Source organism: Niastella soli (assembly GCF_017742245.1).
GTDB lineage: Bacteria > Bacteroidota > Bacteroidia > Chitinophagales > Chitinophagaceae > Niastella > Niastella soli.
On record NZ_JAGHKO010000003.1, the window covers coordinates 1 to 16,816 of the forward strand.

Genomic DNA, 16,816 nt, shown 5'->3' on the forward strand with positions numbered 1-16,816 from the left:
GCCTCTTGACTAGTGTCAGGAGGCTTTTTGCATTTTAGACCTGCTGTGTTCTGAATGTACCACCTCTCCAATTAAGCTGCAGCATCTTACTGATTGGCAAGACGTGAAACGTGAAAGGTGAAACATGAAACGGCAAACCGGACCTTCGCTGCGCTCAGGTCCGTCAATCGGCAATCGTGAATCGGCAATCGGCAATGGGGACCTTCGCTGCGCTCAGGTCCGTCAATCGGCAATCGTGAATCGGCAATCGGCAATGGAAATACGGGATTTCGGCTGCGCCTCATGCCCCGAACAAGGATTACGAAATTCGGCTTACGCCTCACATTTCCGAACCCGGATTGATTATACCTCCTTTCAGCTCTACTCAGCATTCGGCTGGCGCCTCATGGCTGAAACCAGGAACCCGATTATACTTCCTTCATCCCTCAACATCAACCAGGGCCATTCGGTTCGCGCCCCATTCGCTGATCTCTTGATACTTTAGCCCGTCATCTTCTTGATCTCTCCCCAAACCCAGTAACATAAAAACCCAATAACTTAAACTTAGGATGCTATACGACACATCGCATATTAACCCTCGTCTAGCGAAGAGCGATTAAAGAACAAAGTACGTGAACTATGAACTTTGAATTGTGAACGGTACTTTTGACCTGCAACCCTATGAAAAAAGTACTCTTCCTTCTGATTTCATTGTTAGTTATTAGTACAATACAAGGCCAATCTGTAAATTTTGGCGATTCTTCTACCAGAGCATCCTGTGACAACTTTGGTCTTTCCCTTTTAGCAGGTTATAACCAGGGATATTATGTTTTGCTGAATTAGGGGTGGCTTATAATGCGTTTTCCTTTTGTGAATATCCTGTGTCATTTGCTTTGTTTGCTTCTACTGAAGTAAAATTATCTGACCATAAAACAATAGGTCCAAAAATTGGCTTTTGGGGGTCTATACTAGGGGTTGCATTTGGACTAAACATTGTTGATTACACCAATTTTGAGAATAGCTCCTTTGTATTAAGACCTGAGATTGGACTGGGAACCGGACCGGCTAAAGTGGTATATGGCTACAACGCTCGATTAACTAATTCATTAGATAGTATTAACAGACACCAGCTGGGGGTAGCCTGGTGTTTTAGAATAGTTCGGTTTAAATAAAAAGTTCAACAATGGCCTACTTTTTTGCCAACTGAGTTTAATTAAACGCAAATCTTCCGCATACGATTTTACTTACATTTGTCGTATGCGTTACTTATGCGTATTGTTAATTATCTGTACCGCTTTTATTCAGCTACCATCCTGGCGAAAGATACAGATCAACGGAAAGGCCCAGGGCACTACTTACCATATAACCTGGTATGCGCAAGACAGCACCTTCGGCCAACCCCAGATCGATAGCATCCTGGCCAGGATAGATACCTCCCTTTCTATTTACAATCCTCTTTCTCTTATCTCCCGGTTCAACGACTCGGCTACCTCGGTAAACATGGATGTGCATATGCTCAACGTGATCAGAAAGTCGATAGATACCTACCAGCAAACCGGAGGAATATTTGATATCACGGTGCAACCCCTTGTTCAGGCCTGGGGCTTTGGCCCAAAGAAAGTGAGCGGACTGCCAGATTCTACCACAATCAGGTCGCTTAAAAAATGCATAGGCAGCAATAACCTCTCAATGAAAGGAAATGTTTTATATAAATCAAAACCCTGCATAAAGATCGATGTGAATGGTATTGCCCAGGGCTATAGTGTTGACGTAGTGGCCAACTACCTGGAGACGCATGGTATTGGAAATTACCTGGTTGAAATAGGTGGGGAGATCAGGGTAAAAGGGCATAAACAACCCGGTGGTGAGAAGATGAAAATAGGCATTGAAGCACCGGGTGAAAACGATTATGAATTGTCGATGATCAGTAAGATCGTTTCGGTAGACAGCGGTGCCATCACAACCTCGGGCAGCTACCGGAAATTTTATGAAAGCGATGGCAAAAAGATCACGCACCTGATAGACCCGCGTACCGGCTATCCGGAGCAGAACGAATTGATCAGTGTGACCGTATTTGCCCGGGACGCTATTACCGCTGATGCCTACGACAATGCACTGATGGTAATGGGGTTAAAAAAAGCATTGCAGTTTGTTGAAAAACGAAAAGATATGGCTGCCCATTTTATTTACCGTACCAGTAAGGGTGCCATTGCCGATACGGCATCCAGCCGGTTTTATAAATTGTTGCAACTACAATAATTATATTAAATTGTTGGGGTGATGCCACCGAAAAATGGAATTTTACAACTTATAATAGAAGGGGATTGATTCCATTTAATCGTCTAAATAAAAAAACTTTTGCATTTGCCTTATGAGCAGACGTCATTTCATTAAACAATCTGGACTACTGGCCGGTGGTCTGTTGTTATCCAACCAATGGGTGCAGGCTTTTGCCGGCACTGCTGAAAAACTAAACATCGGTATCATCGGGTGCGGCGACCGGGGAACGGGCATAATGAATATGCTCAATGAACTTCCCGACCGTTTTGCGGTGACCGCCATTTGTGATGTGCTCGACTTCAGAATTGAGAACGCCAAAAAAGCAAGTACTTCCGCGAACCTTAAAGCATATAAAGATTATCGCCAGCTGCTCGATGATAAGTCGATACATGCAGTGGTGATTGCCGTTACATTAAGTGAGCACTATCATATAGCCAAGGATGCACTGGCTGCAGGTAAACACATTTACCTGGAGAAAGCAATGGCTTATTCCATTGATCAGGTACTTGACCTGGTTAAAGTTGCAAAAGCGCATCCCAATCAAACCGTACAAATAGGACATCAATACCGGTCAACACCTTTATACTTTAAAGTAAAGGAGATGATCGATAAAGGATACCTGGGTAAAGTTACGCAGATAGATAGCCGCTGGGACCGTAACTGGAACTGGCGCCGGCCGGTACCTGCTGGTTATACTGACAAACAGGTGAACTGGCGGATGTATAGAGAATTCTCTGGTGGTTTGCCTGCTGAATTGCTTTCGCACCAGATGGATTTCGTTAACTGGGCTTTTAACACCCATCCCGATGAAATACTGGGAACTGGCGGCATCGACTTTTATAAGGACGGTAGGGAAACCTGCGATAATGTACAGGTGATGTTGCGGTATGCCAAAGATGGGATGATTGGCAATTTTGGCGCTACCTGTGGCAATGCGCATGATGGATACATTTTCAAAATAAAAGGTACTAAAGGCGCTGTGCATTTGTTGATGCACGAAGGCGTGTACTATCCAGAACCTACTACCAAAAAGGATTTGCAAACAGTGGATGGCGTTACCGGCGCTACCAAAATTGAATGGAACAAGGATGGTGGTATTCCCATTATAAAAGAAACATTAAAAGACGGTACCTATTATGCGTTGGTGGAGTTTCATGAGTCCATTACCAATAAAAAGTTGCCATCTTCCAACATTGTTACCGGTGCTACAACCGCTATTTGTGTAGCCCTGGCCAACAGTGCTATATTTAATCACACCATAGAAAAGTGGAAACCTGCATATAATTTATCGTAATTATTTTAACTGACATATGAAAAAACTTAGCTGTGTACTTTTGGCGATTGCTTCTACGGCTGTAGCTACGGCACAATCGGGCGGTGGCTGGACTAACTTATTTGACGGAAAATCACTCAATGGCTGGAACAAGATCACCGGTTCGGCCGAGTATAAAATTGAAGATGGTGAAATCGTAGGAATTACAGTGCCTAACTCACCTAATACATTCCTGGTTACAGATAAAGAATATGGCGATTTTGTGCTGGAGCTGGAAGTAAAAGTAGATGATACTACCTCCAACTCAGGTATTCAATTCAGAAGTCACTACAATCCCGAGATGAGCAATGGCCGGGGTGGTAAAGGCCGCGTATATGGTTATCAGTTTGAACTGGACCCTTCTTCCCGCGCCTGGACTGGCGGGGTGTATGATGAAGCCCGCCGTGACTGGCTCTACCCTTTATCGTTGAACCCGGCCGCACAAAGCGCTTTCAAACCCGGACAATACAATAAAGTAAGAGTGGAGTGCATCGGTAATAACATCAGGACCTGGGTAAACGATAAAGCCTGTGCTTATGTAGTTGATACAGTTGATAAAAAAGGATTTATCGCCTTACAAGTGCATGCTATTCCCAAGCCCGAACTGGCAGGGGAGAAGATCCACTGGCGGAATATTCGTATAAAAACTACCGGTTTGTCGCCATTACCTTTCCCCAAAGGGGTTTATGTGGCAGATTATATTCCCAATACACTGACTCCCTACGAAAAAAATGAAGGCTGGAAATTGTTGTTTGACGGTAAAACCACCAACGGCTGGAAAGGCGCCTACAAACCCGGCTTCCCTGAAAAAGGTTGGGAGGTAAAAGACGGAACGTTGACCGTGCTGTCATCGAACGGTGCTGAATCGACCAACGGTGGCGATATTGTAACCAAAGATGAGTACAAAGCCTTTGACCTGTCGTTCGATTTTAAATTAACTCCTGGCGCCAACAGCGGCGTGAAATACTTTGTGACCCTTTCTGAAAATAATAAGGGATCGGCTATTGGCCTGGAATACCAGGTGCTGGATGATACCCTGCACCCCGATGCCAAACTGGGTCGCGATGGCAATCGTACCCTGGCTTCCTTATATGACCTTATAAAAGCCGATAAACAAAAACGGTTCATTCACCAACCAGGACAGTGGAACTCAGGCCGCGTAGTGGTATACCCCAACAATCATGTGGTGCATTATCTGAATGGGGTAAAAGTGCTGGAGTATGACCGGGGTTCAGCCCATTTCCGCGAACTGGTGGCTTTAAGTAAATACAAAGTATGGAAAGACTTTGGTGAGGCGCCCAAAGGACATATTTTGTTGCAGGACCATGGAAATGAGGTGAGCTTCAGAAGTATTAAATTAAAGGAATTAAAATAGCCTGTAACGTTTGAGAGATATTCAGGAACCCTTCCCGGACCGGGAGGGGTTTTCTTTTTGGGCCAAACGGCAGAATTGCCGGAAAAAAGAAAGGTCGCCTTTTTACAGGCGACCCTACACTAATCAAATACCATTAACCATTAAACCTTATCCTACTGCAAAGTTGCATATTAAATCGCACATAAAAAATAGATTGCCATAAAGATTTTGCACTAATAAATAATTACTCCTAGACAAAACCTAAATAATAGGATTATTACCATTACGTAAAGATTGGCTATGGGGAAAAGACTGCTGCACACGTTTGTATAGGCTGCTAAAGGAGTGCTAAACAAACAAGTGTTAGATTAGAATATAGCATGCCCGTCCTGTAACAAGGAGCCAGAGACTGAGAACCCGATGGGAAGTAATAATTGTCTGTTTTACAACCCGGTCTGTATTACATGGGATTGCGTTCGTTGTATTTCCTTAAGAAGGCGAGTTTGTCGCGCTCCTGGTTATATTCTCCCAACTGGTTATATTCTGCTGACAATTCTGCATCATTACTGATCAGCTTTTTAACAGCACTGGCTTTTAAGGTGGTTATTTTACCGGTATTCATATCCAGGATATAGGATACTTCTCCTTTTTCTTTTGTTTTATAGCGGAACGGTGTCGGGGCATTATGTGTTATTGTAGTACCAACGGGGGTACTAACCACCGTGGTAGAAGATGACGTTGACCATTTTGTTTCTGACTCCTGGAAAAATTTGAATACACTGATCTTACCGATGGCCATGAACCTGGCGTAGTGCTTATTATATTTTATATATACGTTTTCATTGTCTGAAAATCCCCAAAGTGACTCTTTATATTCCTTCATGTTACCTGCAGAATCCTGGTAGCTCAGCAAGTATTTATCTTCACCTGTTTGTTCCAGGAACAGATTGATGGGGTGGATGGATGGTGTGTTGCTTTTGAATTCTTCAAAACTCTTGAATACAGCATTTCTTACAATGGGATCAGTTTGTGCAAATGAAGTGAAGCAGAATGCCACAAGCAGCAGGGTGATAACCAGTTTCATGGGAAGGGGTTTGTGAAGTAAATGTAATTGAATTTGCCCAATAGCAAAAAAGTCTCCCGATTCAACGGAAGACTTTTATATCTAAAAAAACAAAACGAATACTAGGATTGAGATTGAGGTGCCTGTTCGTTGTTCTTGTCAACGGTGATCACCGGTATTTTTGACCCATACGATAACAATTTACGGGTGATGCGGTTCCACCAGCCAGGCATATGAAATTCCTTCAATGGATTGGCCATGATGAGATCGGCATTAATGCGCTTTGAAAAATCGAGCGTGCTTTTGGCCAGGTTTTTTCCTTCCAGTAAAAAGCACTGCACCGGAATAGTGCTGAGGCTTTGTATAACCTGCAGGGTTTTGTTCACTACCTGTTCTGCAGTATTGCCATCTTTACGCAAACTAACGAGGTATACCGTGCTTTGGAACGTACGGGCCAGCAAGGTAGCGAACTTGATCCGTCGCACCGGTACCTCATCGGTCAATGGTAGCACGATCTTCTTGAAGTGACTTACCAGTCCGCTTGAACGAATGGCCAGCGCCGGCACATTGGTTTTGCGGGCCAATTGGCTAATGGAAACGGAAGATAGTATGCGATGAATGAGATTGAATTTTGATAAACCTACCACTACAAGGTCCATATCGTACTGCTCAATGTATTTTACCAGCTGTTGACTGGGGCGGCCCTGTAATAAGCTGATCTCTATTTTACCTTCTCCACACAAATGATGTTGATAGGTCTCTTTCAGTAATTCCAGTTTTTTACGGGCATTTTTAAGGTCGGCAGTAATGTCGTAGGGCAGCAACATGCTGGCGTCAACGGGGATCAACGGCAACAGGTTCTTCGACACCACGTGTACCAGGTGAATATTGCACTGGAAGGTGTTCGCCAGTTCAATAGCCTTGGAAATGGCCCATTTGCTGCGGCCGGTAAAATCAACCGGCACCAGTATGTTATATAATTTTCCTGGCATAGACGTTCTTTTTTAGGTTTACTGATTAGAAATGTGGTTACTATAGCTGTGGCTCAGGGCTCTTGTATTAAGCAAGCGCCAGGAGCGATTGAAAACTGCTTTCCCGGATGTTCTTAAAGGCGATCGTTTCCAGCAGATCGTCTTTAGTACAAAAGGCAACGCCTTTACCGGCATGGCCAACCATACAACGATCGTCGCGGCTGTCGCCCACCACTATGGTGCGTTGCATGGGCACATTATACTTTTCACAGGCATATTGCAGGGCATTCGTCTTACAGTAGGAATGTCCGCATACGCTTTCTGGTGAACCAAAGAAATAGGAAGGCAGGTTTACTTCCCCTGTTACCTTTCCTTCAAAGAACTCCAGTTGATTGGCATAGGAGAAATCGGCACCGATCTTTTGCCTAACAAAGTTGGTTATTAAAGTATAACTGTTGCTGATGATGCCTATAATGTAGCCCCGGTTCTTTAATTCTTTTACAACCTCTTTAATATCACTGACCATTTCAATTTGACTGGCTACGTTCAATAGCTCATCCATGGTGCGGCCTTTTAAAAATGAACCGATCCTTTTAGTAAGGATGATGGGGTCTTTTTCACGGGCGCGCAGGTCTTCAAGCTTGGCGTTAAACCCAAATGTAGTGGCACAGGCATTAATGAAGCGGCCTTGTAGAATGGTATCATCCATATCGAAGATGGCCATTTTGTGAAAGCCGGATAATTTCTCCCGCAGGGTTTTGTTCATTTCCCGGTTAATGGCTTCCAGGGAGTGTATTTCTTCTTCACTGATGTCTTCAGGGTGTTGTAACTGGGCTTTGCTGATAATGGCCTTTGATACTTCCTTACTCATTTTACCCAGCGCCTGCCAGGGTTTGCTTTTGTTTTCAATATACCCGATGTTCACTTCGGTTACGCGCGCCTTCATCAGGTACATATCTATGAGAATACCTATATCAACCCCGTAATCGTTAAAAAAATCGATCTTTTTGAAATATGATTTTTTACCGGCTATCATACCACTGAGTGGCTGGGAGAAATGCGACAGACCGGGGTAAAAGATGTTCAACAGCGGTTTGGCAACCAGTTCGGTTACCCGGCCTGCATTGCGGGCAAAGCTGCCTTTTACAAAGTCAGCTTCATCGGCCAGCAGGGGGGCGGCCAGGTTGGTAATAGTGCCTTCCGGATATGGGTCAATGTCACCGTCGAGGAAAATAATGAATTCATTGGTAGTTATGGCAATACCATCTTTCATGGAGATGCCTTTCCCGCGCACCTGACTGATAATAACAGTTGCACCAGCTTCTTCGGCTATCTTAACGGTATTGTCTTCTGACTTATCGTCAACCACAATGATCTCAGTTACCAGCTGGAATTGCTGGCAAAAACGTATTACGTTAGCGATAGTAGCCTCCTCGTTTAAAACAGGAATAATTACAGTTAGCATATTTGTATATTTCTCCGGTTTATGATTCTACGGTGTGTATGGGGGTGAGGAAAATAATGCTTGAAAATGAGCCTGCCTGAGCGTATATCCGATGTTCCGGGTAAAATGGCAAAAGATGTGCCTTTCCTTTTACCAGACATTAAAATATATTATGTGTGGGGAAAAATCCACACATACACCCTCCATACACCCCATTTTTCCTGCGCTGAAGATCAACTGTGAATATTGACTGGGCGTTAATTTGCTATTAAAAGAGAATTAAATAAAAGCGTGTGCCAGGGCTTGTAATGAGGGAGGTCCGGTTGAAAGAAGGGAATTATCAGTGTTGAAAGGCTGGAAAGGGACTCTATATAGAAAGGGCATCTGCAATTTTGTGTTCCCTGTTAGTTAGTTATTAAGTTATTAAAAGTTATTAGGTTTTTAAATTTTGGGTGTTCTGCTATTTGACAGGAAAAGCCAAGGTTTAAGGTATTCTACGGGCGGCTCTGTAAGCTGTTGTTTTGTGTTCCGATAACTCTTTACCGTTTTAAGACTGCTTTAAGCGAGCCTGGCTATTATTCGGAGATTGCCCATTGCCGTCTATCGACTGCCGGACGCACTGAGCGAATCTAGCTATTAATCGGAGATTGCCGATTGCCGATTGCCGATTGCCGATTGCCGATTGCCGATTGCCGATTGCCGATTGCCGATTGCCGATTGCCGATTGCCGATTGCCAATTGCCGATTGCCGATTGCCGATTGCCGATTGCCGATTGCCGATTGCCAATTGCCGATTGCCGATTGCCGATTGCCGATTGCCGATTGCCGATTGCCGATTGCCGATTGCCGATTGCCGATTGCCTCCCATACCAGCCTTTGCTGAAAATAAAAAATCCTCCCGGAATTACCGGAAGGATTTATATAAGTCGATGCGATTGTGTTATTAATAGTCTCTGTTGTATCCACCGCCGCCACCGCCGCGATTGTAGCCACCTTTTTTGTAGCCACCGCCGCCGCCGCCGCCACCGAAGCTGCGTTTTTTGAATCCGCCGCCGCCACCACCTTGTGGTTTTGGTTGTGCTTCGTTAACGATAATCTTACGGCCTAAAACTTCAGACTCGTATAAGCTGGTCAGCGCGTTTTGAGCTTCGCCGTCCTCAGGCATTTCTACGAATCCAAAACCTTTGCTACGTCCGCTGGTTTTGTCTTTAACAATTTTAGCAGAAGTAACTGAGCCGTACTGCTCGAACAGGGTTCTTAAATCCTCATCGGTCATTTGCCAGGAGAGGTTCCCTACATAAATGTTCATTGTAACGAAAATTTTAGTGTTCTGAAAAAAAGGATAATGGCAATAGTTGCTACAATGAACTGAGGAAACCGAAAAACAGGTAAGACACTCGGAACATGAGAACTAAGACATTAATCTAACATGAAGATAGGAGAATTATTTTGATTTAAACAATAAAAAAAATCCCTTACCCAACCAGGAAGCGGGTTTGCGGAAACGACCGGCTTGATCTAAGACAAGTACTTAAGGAACAATAGGGGTATTTTCTGAGAAATTCCCCAGCAGGCTATAAGAACGGGAAAACCCCTAAATATGTTGTTTTTTGACATGTACAGAAAAAGAAAAAGCCTTTCCTGCCCGGAGACAGAAAAGGCTTTTTATATTGAAGTGGGAAATATTACTCGGCCACAACTTCAAATTCCAGCTCGGTTGAATGACCATTGCCGAAATCGATGGTAGCTTTATAAGCACCCAGTTCTTTAATTTCCTCAGGCAGAGTGATCTTTTTACGATCGATCTCATAACCTTTTTGCTCGCGGATTGCGCGGGCAAGTTGCAAAGAGGTAACTGTACCGAAGATCTTGCCGCTGGTACCGGATTTAGCTCCGATTTTCAGGGCACCTTCTTTCAGTTTTGCAATTACTTCATTGATAGCAGAAAGCATTTTCTGCTCTTTCTTTGCAATTTGCTTTCTTTTTTCCTCTAATTGTTTGAGGTTAGAAGGACTGGCTTCTACTGCAAACTTGCGGGGAATAAGAAAGTTACGGGCATAGCCATTGCGTACTTTAACTACCTCGTTGGCACCACCCAGATTATCTACGTCTTGAATCAGTATTATGTCCATGGTGTCCTCCTATTTTAAAAGGTCAGTTACGTACGGTAATAAGGCCATTTGACGAGCTTTTTTACAAGCCTGAGCCACTTTACGCTGGTACTTCAAAGAGTTACCGGTAATACGGCGGGGCAGTAATTTACCTTGCTCGTTCAGGAATTTCTTCAGGAACTCAGCGTCCTTATAATCAACGTACTTGATGCCATATTTCTTGAAACGGCAGAATTTCTTCCGGGGTTTCTCGGTCTTAATGGCGGTCAGGTACTTAATTTCATTTGCTTTTGCCATGGTATTATCCCTCTACTTTTTCAGTTCCTGTAGGTACACCACTTCTCTTTTTGTTATTGTACTCGACGGCGTATTTATCGAGCACAGTGAACATGTGACGCAACACATTGTCGTCACGCAGCAATTGAATTTTCAATTGCTCATTGAGGCTGGATGGCGCTTTGTATTCCATTACCCAGTACAGACCAGTGGTCTTTTTCTGGATCGGATACGCCAGTGATTTTAATCCCCAGGGATTTTCGTGCACAATTTCACCGCCAAGACTTTTGATCAGGTCAGTGAATTTTTTCTGAGTCGCTTTGAAGTCGTCGTCAGAAAGCACAGGGGTAAAAATCACCATCAATTCGTAATTGTTCATTGATCCCTGTTTGTTGGTTAAAAAATTAATTTGGGCTGCAAAGGTAGAATAAATATGTCAATTGGTCAAACATGAACAGGAGGAATGCGGGGCTAAGGATAAACCCGGATGGATTTGACTAAATAAATGAGGCAGAGCTGTGATACGCTGCTGATAACCAGGCAAATAATTAGTAAGGAATAAAAAGGGCATTTTAAATTCATTTTTAGCCTGGCAGTTAATTTATTGGCTTTTTCAAGCTTTCGGGGAACAATATTGTTCCGGAAAGCTTTTCCAACGAATTGGATCGAAAACGGGCCTGCGAATGACTTCAGCCGAATTTTAAAAGGGGCTGGCAGGGAGCTTACCCGGACTTAACAGGGACTTTCTCCCTGTGAGGTCCTTGTGAGGTCCCTGTGAGGTCCCTGTGAGGTCCTTGTGAGGTCCTTGTGAGGTCATTAAGGTTCAGGGTGTAATTGGGGAATAAAAAAGGGGGTATCATATTTTTGATACCCCCTTTGCGCACGATCAAATTATCTTTCTATTCCACCATTATCTTTTCGGTTTGAATACCTTTTGACGTAGTAAGTTTCAGCAAATAAATACCTTTTGATAAGGCACTTACATTGATTGGATTAGCGTAGGTGGCAGCCCCAATATTCAGTTGCTGCATTAATTTACCATTGACATCCATCAGTTCAACACGGGCTGCCTCATTGGTACCCTGGCGGTAAATGGTTACCGTATTGCGGGCCGGGTTGGGGCCAACAAAAAAATCGCCCGCTTTATCAAATTTGATCTTTACAATATCTGAGTAGGTTGTTTTTCCATCAAGATCCACTTGTTTCAGGCGATAGTAATTCACGCCGTATACCGGTTGTGCATCGGTATAGCTATAAGTGGTTGAGTGATTGGTATTACCTGCTGCTGCTACTTTTCCAATAGCACTAAAGGTGCGTCCATCGGTGCTTCTTTCAACAATAAATTCCTTGCTATTGGTTTCCTGAGCGGTAGTCCAGCTAAGTTTTACCAGGTCATTTGCTTTTTGACCTGTAAAGGACAAAAGGGTTACAGGAAGCGGTGTATTGTTATCGTTCCTGGTATACCAAATGGGCGAGGTAATGATGCGCGCGCTGCCATTGGTGATATCCAGGTAATAATATCCGGTTGCAAGATCTGCCAGGTTATTATCCTGGTAAGTCATGCTGCTGCCATTTACAGAGGCGATCTTTTGTGCAGCCACCCCACTGCCAGGTACGCCAAACATAACATTGATCACTGCATTGCTTACAATGGTCGATGCATCTGTAAGCCTCACGGTAATGATGGGTGCAAAACGGTCTGTAAAAATGGAACCCATCATATGTGTGTTGATGGCAAAGTCGACCCAGGTGTCACAATCCTGTGTTGCATAGAAATGCATGTCGCGGTACGCTTTGATGATATCAGTTTTTGTAAGCGCAGGCGCTATCACAGCAGTACGGGAATACGTGGTATGCCCGAAGGTAGTTTTGTGGTTGTCGTGATCGATAACTGGTCCCAGGTGATAACCAAGGGCGAGGAGTTTCTGATAATAGCCCAGGTAAAACATGGAACTACCGGGATCTTTATAGTTGATGCTGTCTGATGTTGACGGACCGCTTTCAACTGCTGTTCCCGTAATGGCATTATCTGCAACCAGATTATAGGCTATATTGGAAAGGTTGCTATAATCACTTGAATTCGGGTGGGCGAGGGTGGCGAAAGTATTTTTAGCCACATAGTCATTGATGGTTTTGAATAAACCATTGGGGCCAATATAATCGTTCTTGGCTACATATACGTCGTAGTTGTTGCCAGTACCCCAGCCGCCGCTGCCGCTTTCCCAGCCAAACAGGTCGTCCATGCCGTCGCCATACACCACTACGTGGCCCCCATTATTGATCACACCCCACTCCATACCATACAATGCGAGGAAATGGGGATTTGCGGCACTAAAGGTATTGGCTTCAATTGAACCGGAGTGATAATTATCTTTCAGCGTACCTGGGTTGTTAAGGTTCGAGAAATGGTTATGTTCTGAAATACCCAGGAAATCCATACACTGGGCAGTCATGGCATAATTGTAGTCGATGGTAGGTGTATAACCGGGGTTATCCTGGTTACCATCTGAATAATCAGAATGCGAATGCAATGTTCCAAAATAATAGCTGGTTATAGGAGCATTGCTGGTGGCTTGTGATCCTGTTAATGGAGAAGCAGTCAGATACTTTGTTCCGCCGGTGCAATTTTTATTGGCAGCAAAAACAAAGAAATAATAAGTAGTGCCTGGTGTAAGGTTAGTCGACAGGAAGTTGGTGGTGGTTGTGTTGGCCACCACTACACCGCCGCCGAGATTATCACCCACATTGTAATCGGTATTGTCAACCGGTGTGGCGCTCAACGTTGCTGAAGTGCTTCTGATCACCAAATAATTATTTGCACCAGCACCTGCGTTAAAGGTTCCCGAAATGCTGGTGTTGGAAGCATTGAAGGATAAATTGGCAGGTTGCCCGGTTGGCGTGGTACAGGGCGGCAATGGCTGGGTATTTTGTGATGCCGACAGTGGGGAAACGGTGTTGTAAGCCGGGCCGTTTAAACAATTCTGCAATTGCAGGCTGAACACATAAAAATAGTAGGTGGTATTGGGAGCCAGGTTGCTGGCGGTAAATGTAGTGGCCGTGCTGCGGCTTACCACAGTAGCGTTGCCTATTACATCACCTGCAACGTACGACTGTCCGTTCACGGGGTTACTGCTAAGAGAAGCAGCCGTACTTACTAAAACCAGGTATTCATCTGCGGTAGCAGCGGTGAAAGAACCCTGAATAGAAGTAGGCGTTGTGGTACCGAAAATGAGTGCTGTGGGTTGTGAAGCCGGGGCGGTACAAGGTGGAAGTCCGGCATTGGTGGTTGAATGATCGGTGAGTATGGTGCCAGTATAATACAACGGCCCACCGGTACAAATACCGTTCAATGAATAAACAAAGAAATAATAGGTGGTTGACGCGTTGAGTCCTGTAGCGGTGAAGCTGGTACTATTGCCATTGGCAATCACTATTCCATCCCCCACATTATCCCCGATATTGTATATCTGACCGTCAACAGGATTTGAAGTAAGGCTGCTGCTGGTGCTGGCAATAACCAGGTAAGTGTCTGGCGCCGGGCTGGCAGCGGTAAAGCTTCCCTGTATCGATACATCAGTGATGGTTCCAAAGGTCAGTGCAGTAGGTGCTGCTGTAGGGCTAACACAGGGGGTAGTTGCTAATGCGGTCACTTTAAGGTTGTCGATGCTGATCTTGGGCCTGGAACCGGTTGGAGTAACACCACCTGCGGCATTGTGATAGTAAAAACGAAGTCTGGCGGTGGCGCTGTTATTAAAAATAGCAGGCAGCGCAATATTTGATTGTGATCCGCTGGTGGGTGATCCGTTGGTAAAGTTCAGCACATTGGCAAAGGTGAGTTCGGTCCAGTTAATGCCGTCGATACTGGCGTATACGCGTAAGGAACCATTTCGATCGCCCGAGGGGTTATTGATAGAAGCCCAGTCAAAACTCAATGTGCCGGCATTTACCCCGGTAAAATCCATATAAAAGTCTATCGCTGCTGAAGAGGTATTATCGGTACCACCTGTAGACAGTAATACGATCGATTGAGTTGGCGTCGATTGATCGGTACCTTTTTGTACGCCTCCGGAACTTAAGTTCCCCTGGAAGGAGGCTGTTGAGGTGGAGAGCACATTGGGATTGGGGATGGCGCCTGTACCTGTTATTGACAAGCCGTCAAAATGGTTAGCCCCATTTCCATCAATGAAGAAATTGGTCCAGGTAGCGATATCAGAAAAATCCTGTGTATAGCTCAACCCTGGCTGTGATGCCATGGGAACCGGTAATGGTTCATTGATAAATGTCTGTTCGGTCCCATAGGCGGTGCCTGCGGCAGTTGTAGCATAGGCTTTGTAATAATATTTTGTGTTGGGAATCAGACCTGACAATGCTACGCTGAAATTTCCGCTGCTCAGATTTGATGCGGGAACCTGTATTCCTGTACCAACCGGGAAGGTTGGTACTGTACTGTATTCGAAGCCATAGCTGGAAACGGCTGAACAACCGGCATTGATAATACTTCCAGCAATGGTTGCAGTGGTTGCAGTAACTGTGGAGCTTGTTCCCGTGGTGACTGTAGCAAGTGTATTTATACCGGAACCTGTAGCCGAAATATTTATAGGCGTAACGCCTCCACCGCTTACAATGATATTACCATTATAAGATTGAACTATTGTTGGACTAAAGCGTACATAGATGGCTTTTCCTGTAAAACCATTCCCGGAATAAGAAAAGCTAAGGGTGCTGGTATAAGGGCCTGCAGCCGATTCGCTGTAAGTAAATCCCGGAAGGGCTGCGAGGGCAAGATCACTGCCATCCAGATCTGCGCCATCTAAGGTAAACGAGGTAGGACCAGCTGTTGTATTAATACAGTTATTACCAAAACTATTCAAAGCAGAACCCTGAATAACTGTTGGTGTGCCGGCTGTTGCTCTGCTTACGGTTATAGTGTACGATTTGGTAGTAACCCCATCCGGTGCAGTTACTATAGTTGTGATGGTATTAGGGCCTTCGCTTAACGAAATGGCTGTAGAAGCGTTGCCACTGATTACCGGAATGCTATTAACGGTAATGGTGGCCGATGCATTAGCGGTTGGGGTAACAGATATGCTGTTGATAGCATTTGCTACTGATGCGGTATAGCTGGTAGTAGAAGCGGAAAATGCTGGTGATAAGGCTCCGGAGCTTATTGTAAGTCCTGTTAACGACACATCTGAAGAGGTAGCAGTAATGCTGAAATCATCAATGCCAAGTCCATCATCGTTACCTGTAATATTAACGTCGTTCCATTTGATATAGAAGGTGGCCCCATTGGCTATAGAAAGCCCCGAAATGGTGACGTTGAGGGTGGTGCGGTTTGCGGTGGCATTACCATCATAAGCACTGATGGCGCCGCTTGTATTAGGCGTGTTAAAATCAAGGGAGTTAACATCCGTCCATGTTCCGGTAGTAAGGCTGGTCGCATTAAGACTGTATTGAAAGTCCAGCCTGTCTGTACGGCCGCCCGTAGCGCCCAAACGCCATTGTTCGCCCACATAGGTAATGGTAAGGGATGTAACCGTACTGCCCGTGTTGTTAGTAAATCCAGCGCCGATGGAAGGTTGCAGGGCGTTTGATGCTATACCGCCGAAAGCCCGATCGGAACTGCCAGCGGAACCAAAGCTGTAGGTATCTCCTGCAGTTACAGAACCTGTGCTAGCAGTATAATCGGTATTGCCGCCGGCTTCGCTGAATAGCCAGCCTGTGGGAACATTGGTGGCCAGGGTGCCTGTTCCTGTACTGACCAGCGTATTGAAATCCTGGGTATACGCGGTGTTCAATGTTGTTAAACTAATTTGTGCAAATAGTTTGGGACATGCTATCAGGAGCATACCCAGGAGTAACAGGTACAATTTTCTCATGTGTGCATAAAGGTTTTGAAGGAAAAATATTTATCGGTTATTCAATGATACTGGCTGCAAGCAGAATGAGCTACCAGTTAAGGATTTTGTGGGTGTAAAGGGTCGGAATCAAAGATAGAAGCCCTGTATTATGCAAATGTTACGGGT

At 44.8% G+C, this 16,816-nt stretch carries 12 protein-coding genes; 3 read left to right on the forward strand and 9 right to left on the reverse strand.

All coding sequences use genetic code 11. From position 1 onward, the window contains the following. The first annotated feature begins 1,236 nt into the window (after positions 1-1,236). The 3 genes from J7I42_RS14155 (at position 1,237) to J7I42_RS14165 (ending at position 4,946) form a co-directional block, all read left to right on the forward strand. The gene (locus tag J7I42_RS14155; protein WP_209139478.1) at positions 1,237-2,238 is read left to right on the forward strand and encodes an FAD:protein FMN transferase; all 1,002 of its coding nucleotides are present in this window, start codon (positions 1,237-1,239) and stop codon (positions 2,236-2,238) included. Positions 2,239-2,350: 112 nt separating this feature from the next. Beyond that, positions 2,351-3,553 (forward strand): Gfo/Idh/MocA family protein, encoded by a 1,203-nt coding sequence (locus J7I42_RS14160; RefSeq protein WP_209139479.1) that lies wholly within the window; start codon positions 2,351-2,353, stop codon positions 3,551-3,553. Positions 3,554-3,569: 16 nt separating this feature from the next. Beyond that, positions 3,570-4,946, forward strand: a complete 1,377-nt coding sequence (locus J7I42_RS14165; RefSeq protein WP_209139480.1) for a 3-keto-disaccharide hydrolase — start codon at positions 3,570-3,572, stop codon at positions 4,944-4,946. 439 nt (positions 4,947-5,385) lie between these two features. Here the strand turns inward: J7I42_RS14165 and J7I42_RS14170 are convergent, their stop codons facing one another. The 9 genes from J7I42_RS14170 to J7I42_RS14210 form a co-directional block, all read right to left on the reverse strand. Then, positions 5,386-6,009: a hypothetical protein gene (locus J7I42_RS14170; protein ID WP_209139481.1), complete on the reverse strand. Its 624-nt coding sequence runs from the start codon at positions 6,007-6,009 to the stop codon at positions 5,386-5,388. A gap of 101 nt (positions 6,010-6,110) precedes the next feature. Then, complete coding sequence (locus J7I42_RS14175) at positions 6,111-6,980, reverse strand: universal stress protein (RefSeq protein WP_209139482.1); 870 nt, start codon at positions 6,978-6,980, stop codon at positions 6,111-6,113. A gap of 67 nt (positions 6,981-7,047) precedes the next feature. Next, entirely contained in the window at positions 7,048-8,424 is a 1,377-nt protein-coding gene (locus J7I42_RS14180; RefSeq protein WP_209139483.1) for an HAD-IB family phosphatase, read from the reverse strand. Positions 8,425-9,039: 615 nt separating this feature from the next. After that, the gene (locus tag J7I42_RS14185) at positions 9,040-9,429 is read right to left on the reverse strand and encodes a hypothetical protein (RefSeq protein WP_209139484.1); all 390 of its coding nucleotides are present in this window, start codon (positions 9,427-9,429) and stop codon (positions 9,040-9,042) included. After that, positions 9,347-9,712 (reverse strand): RNA recognition motif domain-containing protein, encoded by a 366-nt coding sequence (locus J7I42_RS35350; protein WP_081198473.1) that lies wholly within the window; start codon positions 9,710-9,712, stop codon positions 9,347-9,349. The genes J7I42_RS14185 and J7I42_RS35350 overlap by 83 nt, the downstream gene beginning before the upstream one ends. A 376-nt stretch (positions 9,713-10,088) precedes the next feature. Continuing rightward, positions 10,089-10,535 carry a 50S ribosomal protein L9 gene (gene rplI / locus J7I42_RS14195; protein ID WP_209139485.1) on the reverse strand — a complete coding sequence of 149 codons (447 nt, stop codon included), beginning with the start codon at positions 10,533-10,535 and terminating at the stop codon, positions 10,089-10,091. A 9-nt stretch (positions 10,536-10,544) separates the two neighbouring features. Beyond that, entirely contained in the window at positions 10,545-10,811 is a 267-nt protein-coding gene (gene rpsR / locus J7I42_RS14200; protein ID WP_014221276.1) for a 30S ribosomal protein S18, read from the reverse strand. 4 nt (positions 10,812-10,815) lie between these two features. Further along, positions 10,816-11,169, reverse strand: a complete 354-nt coding sequence (rpsF, locus tag J7I42_RS14205; RefSeq protein ID WP_209139486.1) for a 30S ribosomal protein S6 — start codon at positions 11,167-11,169, stop codon at positions 10,816-10,818. A 520-nt stretch (positions 11,170-11,689) separates the two neighbouring features. Beyond that, on the reverse strand, positions 11,690-16,669 hold the full coding sequence (locus J7I42_RS14210) for a cadherin-like beta sandwich domain-containing protein (RefSeq protein ID WP_209139487.1): 4,980 nt from the start codon (positions 16,667-16,669) through the stop codon (positions 11,690-11,692). Positions 16,670-16,816: the final 147 nt, after the last annotated feature.